Origin of the sequence: Rhizobium lentis (genome assembly GCF_017352135.1) — a bacterium.
GTDB classification, from domain to species: domain Bacteria; phylum Pseudomonadota; class Alphaproteobacteria; order Rhizobiales; family Rhizobiaceae; genus Rhizobium; species Rhizobium lentis.
In genome coordinates, this window is sequence record NZ_CP071457.1 from 103,261 (window position 1) to 125,180 (window position 21,920).

General features: G+C 60.9%; 17 protein-coding genes. 13 read left to right on the forward strand and 4 right to left on the reverse strand.

What is annotated here, in order from left to right; all coding sequences use genetic code 11:
• Window positions 1-71: 71 nt before the first annotated feature.
• The 3 genes from J0663_RS28735 to J0663_RS28745 are packed head-to-tail and all read right to left on the reverse strand — an operon-like array spanning window position 72 to window position 4,215.
• Entirely contained in the window at window positions 72-2,507 is a 2,436-nt protein-coding gene (locus tag J0663_RS28735; protein WP_207246176.1) for an ImcF-related family protein, read from the reverse strand.
• A 32-nt stretch (window positions 2,508-2,539) separates the two neighbouring features.
• On the reverse strand, window positions 2,540-3,439 hold the full coding sequence (locus tag J0663_RS28740) for a M15 family metallopeptidase (protein WP_207246177.1): 900 nt from the start codon (window positions 3,437-3,439) through the stop codon (window positions 2,540-2,542).
• 5 nt (window positions 3,440-3,444) lie between these two features.
• On the reverse strand, window positions 3,445-4,215 hold the full coding sequence (locus J0663_RS28745; RefSeq protein WP_207246178.1) for a PP2C family protein-serine/threonine phosphatase: 771 nt from the start codon (window positions 4,213-4,215) through the stop codon (window positions 3,445-3,447).
• Between the two features lie 120 nt (window positions 4,216-4,335).
• Here J0663_RS28745 and J0663_RS28750 point away from each other — a divergent pair, with 120 nt between their 5' ends.
• Window positions 4,336-5,076, forward strand: coding sequence for an OmpA family protein (locus J0663_RS28750; RefSeq protein ID WP_207246179.1), 741 nt, complete (start codon window positions 4,336-4,338; stop codon window positions 5,074-5,076).
• Between the two features lie 34 nt (window positions 5,077-5,110).
• On the opposite strand, the gene tssH is transcribed toward J0663_RS28750, so the two are convergent.
• Window positions 5,111-7,843, reverse strand: a complete 2,733-nt coding sequence (gene tssH, locus J0663_RS28755) for a type VI secretion system ATPase TssH (RefSeq protein WP_207246180.1) — start codon at window positions 7,841-7,843, stop codon at window positions 5,111-5,113.
• 145 nt (window positions 7,844-7,988) lie between these two features.
• Between tssH and J0663_RS28760 the strand changes: the two genes are divergently transcribed.
• From J0663_RS28760 to icmH, 12 genes are all read left to right on the forward strand, one after another.
• Window positions 7,989-10,082 carry a serine/threonine protein kinase gene (locus tag J0663_RS28760; protein WP_207246181.1) on the forward strand — a complete coding sequence of 698 codons (2,094 nt, stop codon included), beginning with the start codon at window positions 7,989-7,991 and terminating at the stop codon, window positions 10,080-10,082.
• 92 nt (window positions 10,083-10,174) lie between these two features.
• The gene (gene tssA / locus J0663_RS28765; protein ID WP_207246183.1) at window positions 10,175-11,341 is read left to right on the forward strand and encodes a type VI secretion system protein TssA; all 1,167 of its coding nucleotides are present in this window, start codon (window positions 10,175-10,177) and stop codon (window positions 11,339-11,341) included.
• The gene (tssB, locus tag J0663_RS28770) at window positions 11,338-11,874 is read left to right on the forward strand and encodes a type VI secretion system contractile sheath small subunit (RefSeq protein WP_009990230.1); all 537 of its coding nucleotides are present in this window, start codon (window positions 11,338-11,340) and stop codon (window positions 11,872-11,874) included. The genes tssA and tssB overlap by 4 nt, the downstream gene beginning before the upstream one ends.
• A gap of 3 nt (window positions 11,875-11,877) precedes the next feature.
• Window positions 11,878-13,386, forward strand: a complete 1,509-nt coding sequence (tssC, locus tag J0663_RS28775; RefSeq protein WP_064684109.1) for a type VI secretion system contractile sheath large subunit — start codon at window positions 11,878-11,880, stop codon at window positions 13,384-13,386.
• Window positions 13,387-13,406: 20 nt separating this feature from the next.
• A complete protein-coding gene (locus J0663_RS28780) occupies window positions 13,407-13,856 on the forward strand; it encodes an Hcp family type VI secretion system effector (RefSeq protein ID WP_207246185.1) in 450 nt (149 codons plus the stop codon).
• Complete coding sequence (gene tssE, locus J0663_RS28785) at window positions 13,843-14,604, forward strand: type VI secretion system baseplate subunit TssE (protein ID WP_207246243.1); 762 nt, start codon at window positions 13,843-13,845, stop codon at window positions 14,602-14,604. The genes J0663_RS28780 and tssE overlap by 14 nt, the downstream gene beginning before the upstream one ends.
• A gap of 1 nt (window position 14,605) precedes the next feature.
• Window positions 14,606-16,480: a type VI secretion system baseplate subunit TssF gene (gene tssF / locus J0663_RS28790; protein ID WP_207246187.1), complete on the forward strand. Its 1,875-nt coding sequence runs from the start codon at window positions 14,606-14,608 to the stop codon at window positions 16,478-16,480.
• Window positions 16,444-17,511 (forward strand): type VI secretion system baseplate subunit TssG, encoded by a 1,068-nt coding sequence (tssG, locus tag J0663_RS28795; RefSeq protein ID WP_207246190.1) that lies wholly within the window; start codon window positions 16,444-16,446, stop codon window positions 17,509-17,511. The genes tssF and tssG overlap by 37 nt, the downstream gene beginning before the upstream one ends.
• Entirely contained in the window at window positions 17,502-18,776 is a 1,275-nt protein-coding gene (gene tagH, locus J0663_RS28800; protein ID WP_207246194.1) for a type VI secretion system-associated FHA domain protein TagH, read from the forward strand. Before tssG ends, tagH begins: the two co-directional genes overlap by 10 nt.
• On the forward strand, window positions 18,776-19,237 hold the full coding sequence (gene tssJ, locus J0663_RS28805) for a type VI secretion system lipoprotein TssJ (RefSeq protein ID WP_064684234.1): 462 nt from the start codon (window positions 18,776-18,778) through the stop codon (window positions 19,235-19,237). The genes tagH and tssJ overlap by 1 nt, the downstream gene beginning before the upstream one ends.
• Before the next feature lie 17 nt (window positions 19,238-19,254).
• Window positions 19,255-20,589, forward strand: coding sequence for a type VI secretion system baseplate subunit TssK (tssK, locus tag J0663_RS28810; protein WP_092752808.1), 1,335 nt, complete (start codon window positions 19,255-19,257; stop codon window positions 20,587-20,589).
• Between the two features lie 4 nt (window positions 20,590-20,593).
• A complete protein-coding gene (gene icmH / locus J0663_RS28815) occupies window positions 20,594-21,919 on the forward strand; it encodes a type IVB secretion system protein IcmH/DotU (RefSeq protein WP_207246198.1) in 1,326 nt (441 codons plus the stop codon).
• Window position 21,920 lies beyond the last annotated feature (1 nt).

Here is a 21,920-nt window from a genome sequence, read left to right on the forward strand (position 1 = left end):
TTGAGTGTCTGCCGGACAGGCATACGTGACTTTATGAGTCGAGTGCGTCCACCTCTCAATCCGTATTGAGGTCAGAGGCTTGATGGACATGTCAGTTCCCGCATCAGAATGCGCGTGGAGACAGGGTTGGCAGGCTCGGCGAACGACATCTGCAGGTAGGCACGCGCGCCGGTTGTTCGCACGTCTATGAGAAAACGCCGGCCGCCGTCGCGTGGCCGCAAGCGTGATCCGTCCAGAAAGCGCAACAGGCCCCACGGCCCGGGCGCGCTCTTTTTCTCAACAGCTCTGCCGCTATCGAAGGAGATTTCGAGGCCGCGTGATGGCAAGTCCCCCGGCCAGTTGAAGGTCACCGCGCCGCCTGATGTGGTAACCGGAGCGTGAGCGCCGCCGATCGAGATGGTAGCCGCACCGCGCTGCGCAAGTGCCTCCAGCGATACAGGGAGCCGCGGCGCGGTCCCCTGACGAAAGAACGCGTCGCCGATCGCGGAAGCTTTCTGAAAGAACGTTGCACTTTCGGGCGCGTAGCCGGAAAGCCGTGCTTCCGGTTTCCAGCGCCACGGGGTCGTTGATGTGTCCATTGAAGGCGCCAGTTGCGTCCGGAAATAGGTCGCCACCAGACCATTCGGCGCGAAGATGCGCGCGACTTCGGCCATATCCGCGTCCGAGCCGTCAAAGAACGGATAGCGGCCTGTAACAGCAGCTTGGCAGGCCATGGCAATCTCGCCCCAAGCCCCCGGTGACTTTCCTGTCGGGACCGGATCTTCGGCCATTTCTACCGTCTTTGGAGAGGCCGTCTGGGAGATCACGTCTTCGACCATTTGTACTACGAGGAGCGGCGCCTGCTGCAGGGCGACGACAGAGTTGGCGCGCTCCTGTGCATCCATCAACGACCTTTTGCCGATTTCTGAATTTACGTCGAGAAGGGCAAGCGCGACATTCAGCGACACAAAAAGCCGCGAGATTTCCGACATGCGACCCTGCTCCACGAACTGGATGGCAGGCCCGAGTGTCGCGGCAATGCGAAGCTGGTTTGCATGGCTGCGGCTGCGATCGGTGCCGCCCGCCTGGCGCCATACCTCACGGATCAGGGCCGAGAGCGGCGAGTTGGTGGCGCTTAGCACACCGCTGACGATAACCGCGCTCGGTTGGTCGGTGAACGGCCGGACACGAAGATCGCCGAGGTACTGAGACCACGTCTCCAGCGTTCGCTTCTGAAGAAGGTCCATAACTGCATCAGCACTCGCCATGTCGGCGGCTTGCAGGAGGTTGGTAGTTTCGGTTTTCGCCTTCCCGATCGCCTCTTCTGCAGCGCCAGAGCGTGCATAAGCCCATCCTGCCTCAGTGTAGAGACCGGGCACGGCCTGCTCGATTGGCAGTCCGGATCTGCGGATCAATATCCTGTCGAGACCAGGTGCTGCCTGCCCGAGAGACCAGGCTGGAAGGCCCGCAGTTTTCTCGGCACGAGCGAGTTCGAGCATGGCTCGCTCGTTTGCAGAGCCCTCTGAAGCAAACTGTGTGGCTTGAGCAATTGCTTCGGGATCCGGCTGTTCAATATCTGCTGGAGGTCCGGACATGGCAGCGACATGCATTGCCATGCCGGCAAGTTCGGGAAATGTCTGGGCTCGATCGTCCACCCAGCCGGCCAGGAACCATGGTTGCCAGTCCGAGGTGCCCTTCAAGATAGACCAGGCGCGCAGGGAATCGTAAAGTGCGGTCGCCTCTCCTTCCGTGGCGATAGCAACACCAAGGGCTGCAGCAAGCGGACCGCTGGCCAGGGCGTCGACGGCTTGGCCATAGCGCCGGCGTGCGGCCTCTGCCGGATCGAACATCCCCAAATGATGAATGAGACCAAGAGGTGAACGCTGTGCATCCTGCTCGACAAGTCGAACTCCCGCAAGGAATGCATCGAGTTGGGCTGCGCGCGCCGCCGGTGTTGCCACGCGTCCGGCTTCCACGACACGTGCGACATCGGGCAGTTGCGATAAAAGCCGCTCGCGAAACCGCCATTCGGCCCATGCTGCCCAAACCACCAGAATTGCCAGGAAGAATCCGATCAAGAGAGCAGCGAGACCGCGATCCGCGAGCGTTTTATGCTGTGTGCCCGATAGAAGCGCCGCTTGGACAGCGTCGTTACAGTGGCCGAGGAAGCGGGCGAGATCCCGGCTCGCGGGCCCTGCCTTCGCTGCCGCTCTCGCCCGTTCGGCCAACCTGCTGGCCGCCATAACGCCCCCAATTGGCAGGGCCGCGGCAAGCGCGCGCTCCCATTTTCGGATCGACAATGCGGGATTGTTACGCGCTCGCGCGTCAACCAAAGCGACAAGGGCGTCGCGGGCATCCAGGAGCCAGTCCTGCGGGACCTTCCTGCGTCGCGCTTCGGTCTCGAAGGCGGCGACGAGGTTCCTTGCCATTGCCGCAAGCTCGCGTGGATCTGGTTTCTTTTCGCTTTCGGCACGTCTTGCAAGATCCAATAGGGGCTGTGCCAGTGCGGCAAGCACATCTGCTTGCATAGGGACTGGACCCGGCGGTTCGAGATCCCCCTTCACAGCTTGCCCTCAGCCGCCCATTTTCGCAGCAGCGCCTCGCCGACCTCGAAATGCATGGAATCTTCGCGGCTATAGCCCGCCCCCCAATACCAGCCAGCCTCGTTGAAGAACTCGGCGAGCACCACGAGCCCGAATTGCGTGCTGTTATCGCCCATGTTGTCGAGGTTCTTCTTGAGCGTCAGGTCGACGGCCGCCCCCCACGCGTGTGAGGACACCGACTTCGAAGAACCCCGTACATACCTTGCACAGAGCGCGCCCGCGGTTCCGATAGCGGCATAGATGTCTGGCTCTTCTCTTTTGAGGCGCGCCACGATCTGCTGGAGCGAATCGAGCGCTGGTCTGATCATGGTCAGACGAATACCGCCGATGTCGCGGGTTTCGAGTACATGCAGCAATTTCGGATTGGTGACCGGTGCACAGGTGGTTGAATAGGTGCTTCTCGGCTCGCCCAATATCTGTCGCAACACGGCCGGGGTCGGGCGTATGACATTCTCGTTGAAACGCTTCTTGGCCAGTTGCATCGGTTCAGTCAGATTTCCTTCTTCCTCACGCGGTGCCATACCGCCGAACTGGTCCGTGAAGAGCGGTGAGGGATCGGTCTGTTGGACGGCTTGCGGATTAATGACGGGGGCTGTCTGAGCAGGGCCGGGAGGTGGAGCTTTTTCCAACTCCATCACCCTGCCGCCGACATCCGCCATCTGTCCTTTGAGGGTGTTCAATTCAGAGCGCAGCCCCCGGATTTCGCTGTCCTGCTCGGCAAGTTGCTGTGTGAGCCTATCTATTTTGCCCGCATTCGGATCACGCTCCGTATCTTGCAAGAGGTTTCCGACGAACGCAAAGATGAGGGCTGCGAGAATGATGCTCATCCCGATGACGATGGCCGCGATGGCACTCATTTGCCTCAAGATACCGCAGCTCCATCAATCTGAACGACAATCACTGAAACGTTGTCCGGGGCACCGTTATCGAGAGCAGCGCCGATCAATCGCTGACAGGTGACCGCCGGCGTTGAAACGGCATCCATAAGGGCAGCGATCTCGGCGTCCGCCACACAGTCGGTTAGCCCGTCAGAGCAGAGAATGAGGACATCACCCGGGCACAACGAAACTTCCGTGGTTTCGACGACAAGATTATCGGACGCTCCAATCGCGCGTGTTACAACATGCGCTTGCGGGTGCTGCCAGGCCGCCGCGGGAGAAAGGCGCCCATCGTCGAGAAGCTCCTGCACGACCGAATGGTCACGCGTCAGCTGTTGTAATTCACGATCGCGCCAGCGGTAGGCCCGGCTATCGCCCGCCCATGCCAGCGAAATAGTGCCGCCGTGCAGAAGCGCAGCCACCACGGTTGCGCCCATCTGCGCCACGTCGGCCGAGGTTGCCCATCGCCGAATGGCGGAATTGGCTGCCTCGAGCGCGCCCACCAGATCGGCGCTCGAAATTGGAGCATGGGGAAGCAGAGCTAGATGCTCGATCACCAGGCCTGCTGCGACGTCGCCGTGGCCATAACCGCCCATTCCGTCGGCAACCGCCCAAAGCACGCCTGTGGGATCTATGAGTATTGCGTCCTCATTGCGGTTGCGAACATGACCGGTGTGGCTGAGCCCGGCCCCTTTCGGCCTGCCCGGCCAGCTCGGGACCCGCGTCGAGGGACTATCGGGATACTCCGGGGTCATGACCGGAAGAACCTCATCATTCGCTCCGCCGTGAGGGCCGCCACGGAAGCGGTTGCACCCACGGTCATCCTATAGTAATTTTTTGGCCAGGCGAAACATTTTTGCCGAGAGGAACCTAGAATGAAGCGCCTGCTGACTTTGAAGCTGCTGGTGTCTCTCGCTTTATTCTTCACGTTACAAAGTGAATTGCGTGCACAGGAACTAAACGAGACGGCGCTCAAGGAACGTTTCCAGAGGCAAATGGAATTGTTCAAGGCGGCCAAGCTCGGGCCGTCCCGCGGCCTCGTGCTGACCAATTCCGGGCCTGCGCCTGAGGCAACGCCAGTGCCGATCACTGCGCCCGAGACCCCGCCGGCCAAGATCGGCTCTACTCAAGCGAGTACCAACCCGGGCGCTTCGGCAAATGTGGCTAAGGAGGCAACAGTCGAGGCCGACCCGACCCCCGGACAGGGGCCGGTGGAGACTTCACCAACAACTGCAGCAGCGACGATAACAACACCCCAGACATACTGGAAGCTGCCTGACGATGATCAGGTTAACTACCGCGTGCAGTTTGCCTTCGATTCCTCCGCCATCGCACCCAAGGAGAAGCCGATGCTGCAGAAGCTCTGCAGTGTGGTGAAAGAAATGGATATCAAGCTCATTCGTATTGTCGGTCATACCGATGCCTCCGGCGGAGCGAGGTACAACCAAAATCTCTCCACGCTGCGTGCAAGGGAGGTGGCGCGCTTCTTCACAGAGGATTGCCAAATTCCTCGTGAACGGCTCGAGGCTGTTGGCGTTGGCGAGCAGTTTCTGCTCGATCCACAAAAACCGAGGGCTGACGAGAACCGACGCGTCGAATTCCAGGCAGTCAGCTAGACGCGCATTGGCAGCTGCAGATGCGATCTAATTGCTATTCAAAGGCGTAGCTGAAGCCGTCCGCAGACGCTCCGACCGTCGCCTTCGTCAAGCGTTTGCCATCCAGCGCCCAGTTCAATATGCCGGTGCTGAGGGCCGGCAGAAGCGTGTTGGTCAAGATCGCATCGATCATGCGACCGCCCGACTCCACTTCGGTGCAGCGCGCCTTGATCAAGTCGATAACGCCCTCACCTATGACCAGTTCGGCGTTATGGCTCGTACGCAGTCGCTCGGCGATCTTCGCAAAATTTGCCTGCGCGATTGCTTCGATCATCGAATCCGAAAGGGGATAGTAGGGCACGACGATAACGCGCCCGAGGAAGGCGGCCGGGAACACCTGCAGCAGCGGCGTCCGCAACGCGGCTTCGAGTTCTTCGGTTGACGTGCGGGAGAGCCCGTTGCCGGTCAGCCTCATGATGACATCCGAACCGACATTGGAGGTCAGCAATATGAGTGTATTTCTAAAATCAATCCGTCGACCCTCGCTGTCGTCCATCATCCCCTTGTCGAAGACCTGAAAGAAGATCTCGTGCACATCGGGATGCGCTTTTTCGACCTCGTCGAGCAAAATAACGGAATAGGGCCTGCGGCGAACGGCCTCGGTCAGAATGCCTCCCTTGCCATAGCCGACATAGCCGGGGGGTGCTCCCTTCAGCGTCGAAACCGTATGGGCCTCCTGAAATTCCGACATGTTGATGGAGATCAGGTTCTGTTCGCCGCCATACAATGCCTCGGCGAGGGCGAGCGCCGTTTCCGTCTTGCCGACACCGGACGGTCCACAGAGCAGGAAGACGCCGACCGGCTTTTCCGGCGACCCTAGTCCTGCGCGGCTGGTCCGCACCCGGCGTGCGATCGCTTCCATGGCAAGGTCCTGACCGACAACGCGTTCGCCCAGAATTCCAGCGAGCTTGAGCGCCCTTTCAGTTTGACCAGCGAGCATTCGCCCGACGGGAATACCTGTCCAGTCCTGAACCACCGAGGCGACCGCGTTGCGGTCTACCGACAGCAGCATCAATGGCGTTTCGCCCTGCATCTCGGCAAGTTCGTGGGTAAGTGCCCTTAGGCGCGAAAGGTCGGCATTTCCGTCCGGAGCTTCTTCTTCGTCTTCGCTGGCCGCCGAGAGATTTTGGTCGGGGGCGTTCGCAGCGGTCGCGGAATCGCCCTGTTGCGACAACGCCGCATCCAGGCCAACTCCCTCGCTGCGCAGCCTGGCCCGCAGGTCAAGAATGTCAGACACCAGCAACCTTTCCCTTTCCCAGCGGGCTCGCGCCGCGGCCAGGGCCGTCTCCACCTCGCCAAGGGCGGTCCCGACCTTAGCTTGACGATCTGCAACCTCAATGCCGATGGACCTTTCGCGGCCGATGATCCCCTGCTCGATCTCGAGAGACTGTTTGCGCCTCAGAAGATCTTCAACCTCGGCCGGCGTTGCGTGCTGCGATACCGCCACGCGTGCGCAGGCGGTATCAAGCAAGCTGACTGCCTTGTCGGGCAACTGGCGGGCCGGAATGTAACGATGTGAAAGGCCGACCGCCGTTTCGATCGCCTCGTCGAGGATCTGCACCTGATGGTGTTTCTCGAGGATGCCCGCCACGCCACGAAGCATGAGAATGGCGTCTTCTTCGCTGGGTTCCTCAATCTTGACGACCTGGAAGCGCCGGGTCAGCGCCGGGTCTTTCTCGATGTGCTGTTTGTACTCCGCCCATGTCGTTGCCGCGATCGTGCGAAGCTCGCCGCGCGCCAATGCTGGTTTCAATAGATTTGCGGCGTCCCCCGTTCCCGCAGCCCCGCCTGCTCCGATCAGCGTATGTGCTTCGTCGATGAAGAGGATGATCGGCGTTTCCGATGCCTGAACCTCGTCGATCACCGTCTTGAGGCGTTTTTCAAACTCGCCTTTGACGCTCGCTCCGGCCTGCATCAAGCCAACATCCAGCATGTGGAGCGCGACCCCTTTGAGTGGCGGCGGCACGTCTTCTGCCGCAAGGCGAAGCGCAAAGCCTTCAACGACCGCCGTCTTGCCGACCCCGGCCTCGCCTGTGAGGATCGGATTGTTCTGCCGTCGGCGCATGAGAATATCGACGATCTGGCGAATTTCCGGGTCGCGACCCACAACCGGATCGATCTTACCTTCTCGAGCACGCCTTGTCAGATCAGTCGCATATTTCGCCAACGCGGAATCGCCGCCAGCCGGTCGTTCCTTGCGCACCGGTTGGCCAGGGTCGCGTCCGCCGCGATTTTCAAGGGATTGAGAGAGTACGTCGTCCAGGCGAGCAAGGACGGAATCGGCTTCGATTCGGTCGAACTCACCGCTGATCTTCAACAGCAAGCCATCAAGCACCGGCACCTTTCTACAGGCCAGAAGGACGTAAGCGCCGCGCACCTCTTCCGAGCCGAATTGAAGGCTTGCGAGACTCCAGGCTTCCTGGACAGCGTGAAATATGTGATCTGAAAACTCTTCTATGGACGTCGCGCCATAGGGCAGTTTGTCGATCGACCGTGCCATGTCGGCCGCAAGGCGGCCGAGGTCCACGCCAGCGTCGGCGAGGATCAGCTGGAAATCCGCGCGGTCGACAAGCGACAGTTGCTCGATCCAATGGACGAGTTCGACATAGGGATTGCCCCGAAGCTTGGCGGCGTCGGCTGCCGCCTTGAATGCACGCAGGCATGTAGGGTCGAGCTTGCCGATCAGTTCTTTACGCTTGAAGCTGTGAGAAGACATGTTCTGTTGCATGCCGGTCGGGCTCCTGCCCACGTGCTCTCGAATGAACGAGCTAGTCTTCAATCTCAATGGCAAACTGCCACATTATAGTGTTCTTGACAAATATTCGAACCGCATGTCTTTGATGAATAGTGACGGCGTGGTTTGGAGTTACCAGATGATCGACCCATTGCCCGGTGACATCTTCCGCAAGAACCAGGTACTCAACAATACCTACGAGATCGAGGGTGTGCTTGGCCGCGGCGGAACGGGCGAAGTCTATCGCGCCAGCAACAAGATCACCGGCCGGGTCGTGGCGCTCAAGGCACTCAAGCGGGAGCTGTCCGCCGATGCCGGTTATCTGGAGTTGATGAAGCGGGAAGAGGAGATGCGCGGCATCTCGCATGACGCGGTCGTGCGTTATACCGACTGCAGCCAGACAGCCGAGGGTTACGTCTATCTGGTCATGGATTACGTCGCAGGTACGCCACTCAACGATTATCTCGAGCGGGGCGGGATTTCTTCAAGAGATCTGCTGGTCGTGGCTCAAAGAGTGGCCGAGGGCCTGGTTGCGACGCATGAGCGCAAAATCGTCCATCGCGATCTGTCGCCCGACAACATAATCTTGCGCGGCGGCCGGCCGGAGGAGGCAGTCATTATCGACTTCGGCATTGCCAAGGACAGCAAGACGGGCGCACGAACAGTCGTCGGCAAAGAGTTTGCCGGCAAATACGAATATGCAGCGCCCGAACAATTGCACGGAGAGGCCGAGCCGCGATCCGACCTTTATGCCCTGGGCGCATCCCTGCTTGCAACCTTCCGAGGTAAAGTTCCCGACGTCGGAGCAAGTCCCGGTGAGGTTGTCCGCTACAAGGAACGTCGGCTGGACACAACCGGCGTTCCGGAGCCGCTCAAGGCCCTGATCGACGATCTCACCCAACCCGACCCTTCGCGACGCCCGCCGACGGCTGCGGCCGTCGTCAAGCAGGTGGCGGAGCTGTTGCGGACCGATGGCAGCGGCCGGCAGGAAGGCGGGCGTGGCGCCAGGTTCGGCTGGCGGTCCTGGCCGGCGATCTTAGCCATTGCTGCGGTAGCGGCGATCGCGGGACTTTGGTTTGCCGGCTTTGGTGACAGACTGTTTGTGAAAACCCTTCCGGTCGAGGCGCCCTATAAACTCAGCGCCGGGCTCGACGGGCAACGCCAGGCGACCTTGTCCGGCTTTGCTCCCGATGCCGACCAGCAGCAGGCGATATTGGCGGGTTTTACGCGCGCAGTCGGGCTGGCGGCACCCAAGGATGCGCTTGCACTTGCGAAGGGGGAACCCTCCGAGCGCTGGGCACAGGACATCGACAGCTTTTTTGCCGCCGCCGGCGGGCTGGACGAGTGGAGGCTTGATATCACGGACCGCACCGTTCGCCTCACCGGCCTTGCTCCCGACAAGTCAGCGCGTGACACCGTCGTCAGCCGCTTCAACGAGGCGAGCAGGGCCGCCGGCTACCAGCCTGTCGTGCGGATCGCCGCAGGACCGAGAAGCCTGACGCCCGACCAGTTAAAATCGGCCATCGCACCGTTGGAGACCTGCGGCCCGCTTGTCGTCCAGGCACCGGAGGGGGCGAACTTTCCTCTTGGGTCGACAGTCGCCATCCGGGGAAACGTCGCCGCGAGCGGTGATATCGAAGCGCTCCGGCAAGCGCTCGCACCGCGTCTGGGCGATCGCGATCTGCGATTTGATACAACAGTGCTCAATAATCAGTTGTGCGTCGTCCAGTCACTGTTGCCCGACCTGCCGCAAGGGCCCATGGCGATCGTGCTCGGTTATGGGGACAAATCCGAACCGAACATGTCTGGCGTCTACTCGGTCGGCGACAATCCGGTCATCGATGTGCTGGCTCCAGCAACGATCAAGGACGGCTACCTCTGGGTGGCGATCGCCGATGTTACCGGCAATCTGTTCAACGTCCTTCCCAACATCAAGCGCCCGGATAACGCTCTTGCCGGTCTCGGAACGGTGTCCGATGGCATGCGTACCATCCGTGTCGCCTACTCCACCGCAGATGGAGCGACCGATCCAGCAAAGCTTTCCTTCGCCGTCGATAACACGTTCGGCAGAAGTCTGATAATCGCGATGCAGACCGACCGTCCTCTGTTCTCGCAACTTCGCCCCACAACCGAATCCACCAAGTCCTTTGCCGAGGATTTACATGCAGTTATTTCCAGCGGGAAGGTTTCGATCCTGTCGACTACGACCCGATTGATCGACACTCGGAATTAGTTGCTGCTCGTCGATAAGTGGCATTAGTACAGAGCAAAAATTTATGCTAAAACAGGATCGCGAGAAGAATATTCGGTAAAGCGGGGGATCTGTTGTTCGACTCTGCGCTCTGGTTGAATCCGCTAAACGGTGACAACCCGTCCGGCGAAAGCCTACGGAACGACGGACGATTCCACGAGCTCGAACGCCTCGTACAGCCCCAGATCGAAATCAGCCGCGACGAGCGCAACAACCCCGTCGCACGAACGGAAGTGCCGGTTGACTGGTCTATCGTGCTACGCAAATCAGAGGAACTGCGGACGCACGGGCGCGATCTCAGGCTGCTCGTGATTGTAACGCGTGCCCTTGCAAATGAGCGAGGACTGGCCGGCCTCGCCGAGGGATTGAACTTGATCGGCCAAACCTTCGACATGCACTGGCAGACAATGCATCCGGAGCTTCGCGACGGCCTGCCTCCCCGCGAGGCCGCTCTTCGCCGTATCAACGCACTGATCCAGCTTCAAAATGACAAGGATGGTCTGCTCGGCGATCTGCGCAAAATGACGTTCTTTACGCCTCGTGGCGCCGGCCCGGTAACTGGACGCGATCTGGAGCGGGGGGCGGTCGACAGCCGCACCGTTCTCAACGAAGCGGCGCCTGGTTTGAGTACGGCCGAGAAGGCCTCGCTCGTCAGCGAACATGATCAATTGCTCAATCGCGTGCGGTTCGGTTGCGCGGCATTTGCCGAACAGACCCCTGACGAAGCAGCGGCGCTGGCGGCCGATGCACGGGCTGCCGCCGCAGCTCTGGAGGCGGCGGAGCAGTCGCTCAACCGGCAGATCGGCGGCGATTTGCGCGTTACCCTGCCAGATCTGAGCCGGTTTCTGCAGCGCATGTCGGCGACCCTGGAGCGTGCCAAGCGTCATGCGCAACAGGAGAGCCAGAAAGAGGATACGGCCGGCGGCGAACCCGCGCCAGCTGCTGCCGCCAGCGTTGCGGCAGACCAGGCCCCGAGCGGGCCGGCGACGGTCTTCCCCTCGCGTCTGAGTTCGCGAGACGAAGTTACGCGCTGCATCGATCTCATCATCGCTTTTTACGACCGTACGGAGCCATCAAGCCCCATTCCCCATCTGGCCCGCAGGATCAAGCGCATGGTGCCGATGGATTTTCTCGAGCTCATGGAGGACCTTGCGCCTTCCGGGCTGAAAGAATTCCGGCTTCTGGCCGGCGTTTCGGAAAGCAAGAAACCTGCCCCTGGGACAAAAGGTGACCAGCAATGAGCGAAACTAAGGCGAAGGTAATTGAACGCAACAGGGCGCCTCGCGTCCAGATCGCCTATGAAGTGGAAACATATGGCAGCCCGACCACGATCGAATTGCCTTTCGTGATGGGGGTGATGGCTGATCTCGCCGGTGCGTCCGAAACGCCTGAGGCTCTGAAATCGGTGAGGGACCGGACCTTTGTCGAAACCGACGCTAATCGGTTCGGTCGCTTCATGGAAGCGCTGAGCCCGCGCGTCAAGGCGCGGGTCAAGAACACGCTTCCCCAACCGCCCGGCGAAGAGCGGGACGAGGAACTTGCCGTCGACCTGACCTTTACGAGCATGGGCGACTTCGCGCCGGACCGGATTGCCGAACAGGTGCCGCAGCTCGCCGAGCTGTTGAAGATGCGCCGCCAGCTTGAGGAATTGCTGGGCTTCATGGATGGCCGCGTCGACGCCGAAAAACGTATCGCCCAGCTTTTGAACAACGAGCCGCTTTTAGCAAAAATCGCCGACCAGGCGATTGATGATGGCAGCAAGTCGGAGGGCTAAACCATGGCCGAACAGGAAAGAACCGCCGCTGTCGACGTCAAGGAAGCCGAAGGCGTCGATCTTCAGGAATTCAGCGACCTTCTTGAAAAGGACTTCAAGGTCAAGAAGGATGACAGCGACAAGCTGCAAACCCTGGTGCAGAATCTCGCGCTTGCAGCGCGCGCTCGCTCGCAGTCGACGACAATTTCCTCGAATGCGATCAAGTCGATCAAATCCCTGATCTCCGGCATCGACAAGCTTCTGACCGAACAGGTCAACGAGGTTCTCCATGCGCCCGAAGTGCTGCAGCTCGAGGGAACATGGCGCGGTTTGTGGTATCTGGTCAACAATACCGAGACGGATCAGAAGCTGAAGATCCGCGTCATGAATATTTCAAAAGAAGCCCTCGCCGACACGCTCGAAGACTACGAGGGCCAGATGTGGGACCAAAGCCCCATATTCAAGAAAGTCTATACCGACGAATATTCGATGCTTGGCGGCAGCCCGTACGGCTGCCTGATCGGTGCTTACGAGTTCTCCAACCACCCGAAGGACGTCGCTCTTCTTCGCAACATGTCCGGCATCTGCGCGTCGGCGCACACGCCCTTCATTGCAGCCGCCGCCCCGCGACTCTTTCGCATGGAAAGCTGGCAGGAACTGCCAAACCCCCAGGACCTGCAACAGATTGTCTCATCGCCCGCCTACGCGTCGTGGCAGTCGCTGCGAGAGAGCGAGGATGCGCGCTACATCGGTCTGACGATGCCCCGGGTCCTTGCACGCCTGCCCTACGGCGCGGAAACCATTCCGGTAAAGGGCTTCGCCTTCGAGGAGGATGTCCAGGGCGATCATCATCGCTACGTGTGGATGAATGCTGCCTTCCCGATGGGGGTCAATATCAATCGAAGCCACAAGCTGTTTGGCTGGGGCACGCAAATTCGCGGCGTCGAGAATGGCGGAGCGGTCATCAATCTTCCAGTCCACAATTTCCCGACTGACGATGGTACCGTCGCGATGAAATGCCCGACGGAGGTCGCCATCGACGATCGCCGCGAGGCAGAGCTTGCTAAGCTTGGGCTCATGCCGATCCTGCATCGCAAGAATACAGACATCGCAGCCTTCATCGGTGCGCACTCGCTACAGGATGACGAGACGCGGGCCGGGCGCCTGGTCGATCCGGATGCACAGGCCAATGAGCGGCTGAGCGCAAATCTACCGTATCTTTTTCCGGTTTCGCGTTTCGCCCATTACCTGAAGGCAATCGCCCGCGACAAGATCGGTTCGTTCAAGGAGCGGTCCGACATGCAGATCTGGCTGACGGAGTGGATCAATCGCTACGTTCTTGCCAACCCTGCCTTTGCCGACGACAAGGCCCGCGCCAAACGGCCGCTGGCTGCGGCCGAGGTTCAGGTCGACAGCGTCGAAGGCCGCCCGGGATGGTATAATGCCCGGTTTTATCTGCGCCCCCATTATCAGTTGGAAGGCATCAATGCGTCACTGCGTCTCGTATCGGAGCTGCCGTCGACAAAGAGCTGAATTCACAAGGGAGGTTGTTCATGAAAATTGACGGTTTTCTCAAGGTGCCGGATATCACGGGACCGAGCGTTCGCGATGGCCACGAAGAAGAGATCGAAATCCACGGCGTGGAGTTTGAGATGGTCGCCCCCTACGATCCCAATTCGCTGTCGCGACGGGGCCGCGTCAGTCTGGGCATGATCACTTTCATCAAGCATTATGACAAATCCTCGCCCTATCTGAAGAAGGCGCTGTTCGACAACACGCTTCTCGGCGAGGTCAAGTTCTCCGCGCGCAGAACGATCGAAGGCGAGACCAGCGATTATCTGGTCGTTACGCTGAAAGAGGCTTCGGTCACCCAATACAATATGAAGCCAAGTGAGGACGAACCCGATCTCATCGAGGAGCGCGTCGGCTTCGCCTACAAGAACATCGCGTTCAACTACGATGACAAGGACGAGGTCGAAATGGATGTCTATGTCGGCAAGTGACGGCTGGCGAAGAGAAGTTGGAAGGGAGTCGAGACCGCTTGGCGGGCACCAGCGCGCAACCCGCGAAACGATCCAGCCATCCTTGTGGGATCGCTTGGTCAATGACCTGCCGGGGCTCGGCTCCGAGATCAAAGATCTCCGGCAGATGTTGCAAAGCGAGATAGACGCAGAGCGGCTGGACGCGATGGTCGCTGGCGGTGTCGGGCAAATAGAGTCCGCAACGGATCTCAGTAGCGAGCGAAAAAAGAACATCCATCGTCTGCTTTCCCTGGAACGTCGTCGCGTGGAATTGGAAAGCCGCGGCGTGGTCGTTTCGAGCGATGTGCTGCGTGAAGCGGTGCGGCGCGACATCGAGGCGCTTTTCAATGTGCAACGTTTCGAATCCTCGCCCCTTTTAACCGATGCCGAGGCCGAACTGGCTGGCGACAACCCTCCCTCTCTTGAGGATTTTCCGCTGGTGCGCCGCAGTGTGGTCAACTACGGCGTGCCGCCGTTTTCGGGCCGTTCATCGCGTGACTTCGACCGTGAGGAACTCGCCAAGGAGATCGCACAAGTGCTTGCGGCCTTCGAGCCCCGGCTGAAGGAAGGCGCAACCAAGGTGACCGTCAGCCTTGGCGACAAGTCGATTGGCCTAAGGATCGATATTGACGCGCTGCTCCTGACGACACCGGCGCCAGAACGGCTGCGTATCCGCACCATTCTCGATCTCGACAACGGCTCGGCCAGAACCGAGTTGAAGGACACCTGAAATGGATCGAGTCTTCCTTGAATATTATGAGGAGGAACTCACCCATATTCGTGCGCTTGCCGCCGAGTTCGCCCATATGCACCCCGCGATCGCGCGCAACCTTTCTCTGGATAGCATTCCGTGTCCCGACCCCTTTGTCGAACGGCTTCTTGACGGCGTCGCATTTCTGGCCGCGCGCACCCGCCAGAAGGTGGATGCCGAAAGCACGCGCTATGTTCGCAGCGTGCTTGAGAACTTCTATCCTGACCTCGTCTCGCCGGCTCCGGCGACAGCGATGGTCTTGCTGAAGCCAGGGCAGCAAGTTCAAACCATGCTTGCAGGTCATCTTTTGAAGCGGGGAACACGGCTCGTTTCGAGCGTCAGACCTGGAATTTCGACAAGGTCCATCTTCACCACGGTCCAGGACGTGACGCTCTGGCCGCTTGCGATCAGTTCCGTGACCTACATACAGGACCGAAGCGCACTCGCGGCGGCGGGGATCGGAGCCATTGACGGGGTTGCCGGCGCGTCCGCATTGAGCATCACGATCAATCGAACCGGCCAGGGCAAGTTGGCCGACTTGTCGCTCGATCGTCTGGACTTTTATTTCAGTGAAAAGAGCAAGGCGCCGTTGCTTTTCGATACGCTATTCGGCGCCTGCGGTGGCGTAGGCGCGCGCCCGGAGGGGCGCGACAATCCCTTGGAGCCGCTCCCTGCGCCCGAGATGGTCGGCATATCGGACGACGAGGCGCTTATGCCTCGCACACGCGAAACTTTTGAGGGCTACCGGCTCCTGCGCGAATATTTTATCGCCCCCGAGCGGTTTCACTATGCGCGTGTGACAGGGATGCGACCGGTCGTTCGCCGGTGCGGCGAGAGGCTGGAACTGGTCTTCCTGCTTCGCCGGCCCGTTCCGGAGCTTGCCGGCCTCACTGCGAAGGATCTGGAGCTTTTCGCAACGCCGATCATCAACCTGTTCGAGCGCTCCTGCAGCGTCATTGAGCTCGATGCGCGGCGGACCCGGCAGGTCCTCCACGCTGATCGGACTCGGCCGCGCGATTTCGAAATCTATCGCGCCGTGCGTGTCGAGGACGCCGATGCCGAGGGTTCTGATGCGGAGATACCGGCACTTTTCAGTCTCGGACAGAACCGCACAAACGGTTGGGTCTATTTTACAGAACGTCGCCCACGGCGTCCGAGCGAGGACGAGCTTCGTCAGGGACAAACCCGCACATCCTATGTCGGAGACGATGTCTTCATCACGCTCTCACGCCCGGCGCAGTCGAAAGCCGGACGACCGCTCAAGCGGATTGAAGTGACGGCCCTGTGCACCAACAGGGACCTGCCGATACTGGACGACACGCCCTCCCTTACGCTCGAAAGCGGCGATCCTGTCGAGACCGTGCAATTGCTTGGCGCGCTGCGCCAGCCCTGGCCTGCCATTCCGGCAACGCTTCCTTCCGGCGCCGTCGAAGCCTCAAGAGCCGATGAACTCGCATGGCGATTTATCGCTCAATTGTCTCTGAACTTTCTCAGCCTGGCGGAGGAAGGCCGCGGGGTCGACCCTCTGCACGCCCTGCTCGATCTTTATGCGCAGCGGGGGGATCCAAGCCTCTCGCGGCATGTACGCGCCATTGCGAGAGTCGAGGCCCGACCTCTCATCGAGCGCCTGCCGATAGCTGGGCCGATGTGCTTTGCCCGCGGCAGCGACATCACGCTGCATGTCGACCAGTCGGTGCTTGCCGGGCATAGCGGTTTGTTACTTACGGCGCTGCTCTCGAGGCTTTTTGCCCGCTACGCAGCGATTAACGGATTCGTGCGAACGAGAGCGCGGATCCTGCAGAAACAGGAGGATGTGCTATGGCCGATAACGCCGGGCAACCGCTTCCTGATCTGAAGAATGACGCCGTCCGAGCCGAGCAGTTCGATTTTTTTGAGCTCCTGCGGCGGCTCGAAAATGCAGACAGAATCTTCGGGCAGGCCGGCCCGCCGCAGCGGGAGCCAGCCAGGCTCGGGCAGCACATAAGGCTGGGTTTTGCCGTGCAGGACATTGCAAGGCTCGAGCCTTCCACCGAAACAGCGCCCGCCCGGGTAACGGTGGCCACGATCGGCTTGCTCGGTCCGGAAGGTCCGATGCCGCTTTATCTGACGCGCTGGGTGCTGGATCGCCTGTCGCAGCGTTGGTTTGCCGGTGCCGACATGCGCGAGGTCAGCGACACCACCTTCGTGGACTTCGTCAATGTGCTTCAACATCGCATGATCGCACTTTTCTATCGGGCGTGGGCGGATGCCCACCCGGCCGTCCAGATCGAGCGCGCCGAGGGCGGTCGCATTCGCGCCATGGCTTCGGCCATGGCAGGGATCGGCCTGCGAGGCAGGACAGACCTTCAGCCGACTGCGATCGACATGACGAAGCTTGCTCACGCCGCAGCGCTTGCCCATCAAGTCGATGGGCCTGAAAGGCTCACGCAGTTTCTTGGCGATCATTTCAAGGTTCCCTTCAGGCTACGAGAATTTGTCGGCGTCTGGATGGACATACCGCAAAGGATCCAGTCCCGCCTTGCCGGCGCCTACGCACAGCTCTGCAGAAGCGCCACGATCGGGCCGAGAACATTCCAGCGACAGCAGAGGATCGAACTTTCCGTCGGACCATTGACGCTTGATGACTACGCAGCCTTTCTGCCCGGCAGCGAACGGCGTACAACCTTGCAAACGGCAATCCGCGATCTGATGGGAAACGGGCTCGATGTGGATGTCAGGCTCGTGCTCAAACGAGACGAGGTTCCTGCAGCGCAACTGGGAAACGCGCGGCTCGGGCATATCGCCTGGCTTGCTCCGAAACCGGATCGAGGCGACGCGGCCGATTTGTGCATGCGCACCCTCGTTGGTTTTCGCCCAGAGATTGCGGAGGCCGCAGCATGGCCTTGATCCTTACCCTTGAACAGTCCCCCAGGCCCCAGGCCGTGCGCCAGATGCGGCTCGTCGAGGGCGAGCTCGTCATCGGTCGCAGCGCAGACGCCGACTGGCGACTCGACGATCCGGACATGTATGTTTCCCGTGCCCATTGCACCATTGCTTGCGTTCACGGTCGATACCAGGTGACGGATACGTCAAGCGGCGGTCTCTTTATAGACGGGTCGCGCGCACCACTTGGAGCGGGAAATTCCGCTCCGTTGCATGACGGCGCCCGGCTGCAACTCGGCAATTATGTCGTCCGCGTCGAGATGCAAAGCACGCAGGCAGAGCGCCCACATGAACAAGCGACATCGCCGCCGCCGGTCGGTTTCGAACGGGATTCGTTCTTCTCCGAACGCAGCGAGCCGGTTGAATCCCCCCGGCGGCCCTCCGGATTGCCCGACCCGTTCGAACACCCCGCTGCGGCGCAGTTTGCCGATCCCGACCGGCAGGAACCGCAAAATAGCGCGCCCCTGTTCGACGATCCGTTCAGCCTCGATCCGCTGCCGGCCCAGCGGCAGGATAACCGAGGCTGGGATCTTTTTCTGCCGGGCACGGCTGCAGGGCAGCCGGCTCCGGAGATCGCCACACCACAACTCAGGCCGCAACCCAATCCGGAACCACCGCCGGTGCCGAGGCAGCAGAAGTCAGCGCCCATTGAGGCCGACCTTCGCGACGCCTTTCTGCGCGGATTGGGCTTCAGTGGCGAAGAATTTCCGTCTGCCGATCCCGTCGTCCAAATGGAGAATTTCGGTCGGGAATACCGGACGATGCTGGAAGGGTTAATCCATCTCCTGCGCAAGCGGGCCGAGGAGAAGGGCGAGGCCCGGATCGCACAGACTGTTGTCGGGGCCTCCGAGGTCAACCCTCTCAAATTCATGCCGACGGTCGACGATGTGATCGCGACGTTCCTCGCGCAACGCAATGCCGGCTTTCTGCCGCCCGAAGCGGCGATCAACGGTTCCATCCGCGATCTCGCCCACCATCATGTGCGCACGTGGCGCGGCGTCCAAGCCGCGCTGGCAAGGATGGTGGAGCGCTTCGATCCGGCAGCGCTGGAAAGCGAATTGAAGTCTCAATCGGCCTGGGACGCGCTGCTTGCGGGCGGGCGACGGGCAAAGCTCTGGGAACTTTACGAGAAACGCTATCGCGAAATAGCCAGGAGCGCATCTACGCGCTTCCTCGGCGAAATCGGCAGCGATTTCCGGGACGGCTACGAAGAGGGGGAGAAAGAATGATGCTTCAACGACGTGGTTTCTTGATGATGCTCGGCGCGACAGGCTTGATTTCCGGCTGCGTGGGCGGTCCGCCAAAATCCTCGACCGTGACCGTAAAGGCGACGGGACAGGCGGGGATGAATCTTGCCGCTGATGGCGGGGATCGCCCGGTGACCGTGCTCGTTCTCAGGCTCAAGGATGTCGGAAAGTTCAATTCTGCCGATATTTTCGCCCTGCAGTCGGACCCTGCCTCCGCACTCGGGGCAGACCTTCTCGGCTCCGACCAGTTGACGGTCTCTCCCGGCGGATCGGCCACCAAGACGGTGGCGTTCCCGCCGGAAGCCACGTTCCTCGGGGTGGTGGCGTTTTTCAGGACCCCCGGCGGTCGTGTCTGGCGACAGGCCGTCCCGATAAGGCCGGAATCGACGGTGACGGCGAATGTGGCTTTGAGTAGCGGCGGCATGGCGCTCGCGCTCGCCTGAAGGGAGGGCGTTCCAGCATGACGGACACGAATAAGGTGCTCTGGTCCGAGGGGCTTTTCCTGCGGACGCAGCATTTTCAGCAGCAAGACCGGTATACCGAGGCCCTGATACGCGGCGCGCTGCAGGCAGGGAGGTTGCAGACCTTCGGCTTTCGATCCCTTACGCTGGACACCGCACAGCTTGAAACAGGCCGCGTTGCCGTCTTGTCGGCGCGCGGCATTTTTCCGGACGGCACGCCCTTTTCCATTCCCGAGACGATGGATGCGCCGGTTCCATTGACCATCACCCGCGACATGGGTGCGGGGGCGGTGCAGCTTGCCCTGCCACTGGAACCGCCGGGCGGAGCGAGCTTCGATGCCGCTCATAGCGAGCCGACGGGTGCGCGTTATAAGGGGCAGATCGAACGCGTGCGTGACGCCGTGCATGGGGGCGCCGACCCGGAAGAGATCGAGATCGCCCGCGCCCAAGCCCTGCTCCTGTCGCCTGTGCAGATGACCGGCGGCTATACCGCGATGCCGGTTGCGAAGGTCAACGGGCTGCTGGCCGACGGCAGCGTCGCGATGGGGGAAAACTTTCTGCCACCAGCCCTGACGACCGGCGCCGTGGCTTTCTACGGCCAGTTGATGCAGGAGGTGATAACCGGGCTCGACCGTATCGCCGATGCACATGGCAAAATGGTTCTTGGCGGCGCCGGCCGCAGCGTGGAAAATCTGCTGGTACTTGATCTCGCCAACACGGCACGTCCGCGGCTGGCCCACATGCTTCCCCAGGAGGTTTTCCACCCGGCGGAACTCTTTCTGGAACTGAGCGGGCTTGCGGGGCGAATGGCGACCTACGGGTCCGGCTCCCGGCGGCTGACCGAGCTACCGACCTATGATCATATGGCGCCGGGACCTGCCTTTGCGGCGCTCGCAGACACTTTGCGTTCGCTCCTCCTCAGCCTGCGTTATGTCGAGCCCAAGTCGCGGGCATTGCCCGTGCTCAAACACGCGACCAATGTCTGGAAGGTTAGGGTCGACAATCCCGAATTGCTGACCGCCAGCCGCATTGTCGTGCGGGTCGGATGTGACATGTCCGAAGACGCGCTGCGCAAAATCTTCGTCGATCAGGTCACCGTGGGTGCCGCCGACGAATTCGAGGCGCTGTGGAAGTCACGACTGCCGGGCATTCGCCTGAAGCCGCTTCATTCGCAGCCCCGCGAGATCCCCTATGACGGTGACCGTCTCTGCCTGGAACTCGATCAGCGCAGCGAGCATTGGGAATCTCTTCTGCGTTCGCCCGGCTTCGTGATCGGCGTGTCGGGCGTTTTGCCCAGCGAACCGCAGGTCGATTGCTATTCGGTTAACAGGTAGCGCCATGGCAAGTGAGGATCCATTCGGTCTTTCGGGCGATAAGGGTCGCACACGCGTCCGCCCGGCGCCCTCGGCGAGCGCAAGACAGGTTCCTGCTGCCGGAACCCTGGCAAGAAGGGCGCGCTCTCATCCAAACAAACTGATCAGTGCTTTCGCCAGATTGCTGGAATTTGCACCGGAACTCGAAAGTGCGTTGCCACCGAGCAATCCAGAAGTGCTGCGAACGAGACTGATGGAAGAGCTTGTCGCCGCCCGCGACGCTGCGGTAGCCTCAGGTTCGGCGCTTGCGCGGGCGGACTCGGCTGCCTGGGCGGTCGCCTCGCTGCTCGACGATCTGGCGCTGAACACGCCCTGGGGTGGGGCAAGCGCATGGCCGCGCCAGCCGCTGGTCGTCATGCTCCGTGGCGATGTCGATGCCGGAGCGCAATTTTTTGCCCGGCTGGAAGAATTGGAGCGCCATCCCGGTCGTGACCAGGAATTACTCGAGCTTTATTATTTCTGCCTAGCGCTTGGTTTTCGCGGAAAGTACCGTGTGCCAGGGCGTGCCGGCGACCGCTCGATCAGCGCCGTTCGCGCCGCCGCCGCTCGTTTTCTGCGTGACGCCGATGCTGAAGCTGCACCGCTCTCGCCCAGATGGGAGGGAGTTGTCGCGGCTGACGAGCCATTCCGTTTTGCCGTGCCGATCTGGGTCCTTGCCGTCGTTGCTGCAGCGCTGTCGACGGCAATTTACATGTTGCTGTCGATGCGGCTCGATACCAAGGCGGAGGAACTCGCAACGCTGGTGCGGGCATTGCCACCACCTGAGCGGGCGGAAATATATCGCCCCGAAAAGCGGACACCACCGCCGAGCGCACCACCCGTGGAGCCCGTTATTTTCCAATTGCTGCCGGAATTTCGCGCCGCAGCGCCCGCCTCCCTGCTGCCAGCACTGAAAGGCAATGAAAACGCCTCGTCAGTCACGCTTCTTTTGCAGTCAAGCACACCGGAGCTTTTCCAATCCGCTAGACCCGAATTGACGAAGAGCTTTGAACCGCTTGTTGCTTCCATCGCAGCGGTTCTCAAGCAGAATGCGGAGCTGATCGGCGGCATTACCATCACCGGGCACACGGATAATGTCCCGCTGCAAGCGAGCAATCCGCTGTCCAATAACCAGCGCCTCTCCGAGGCCCGCGCAGCAACGATTGCCTCAATGCTGGCCGCCTCCGGCGTGCCGACCGTACAGCTGAAATCGCAAGGACGCGCGGCGACACAGCCGCTTGTGGGAAACGACAGCCGCGAGGGTCGGGCCGCCAACCGCCGCATCGAAATCCTTATCCAAAAGAGGCTCTGAG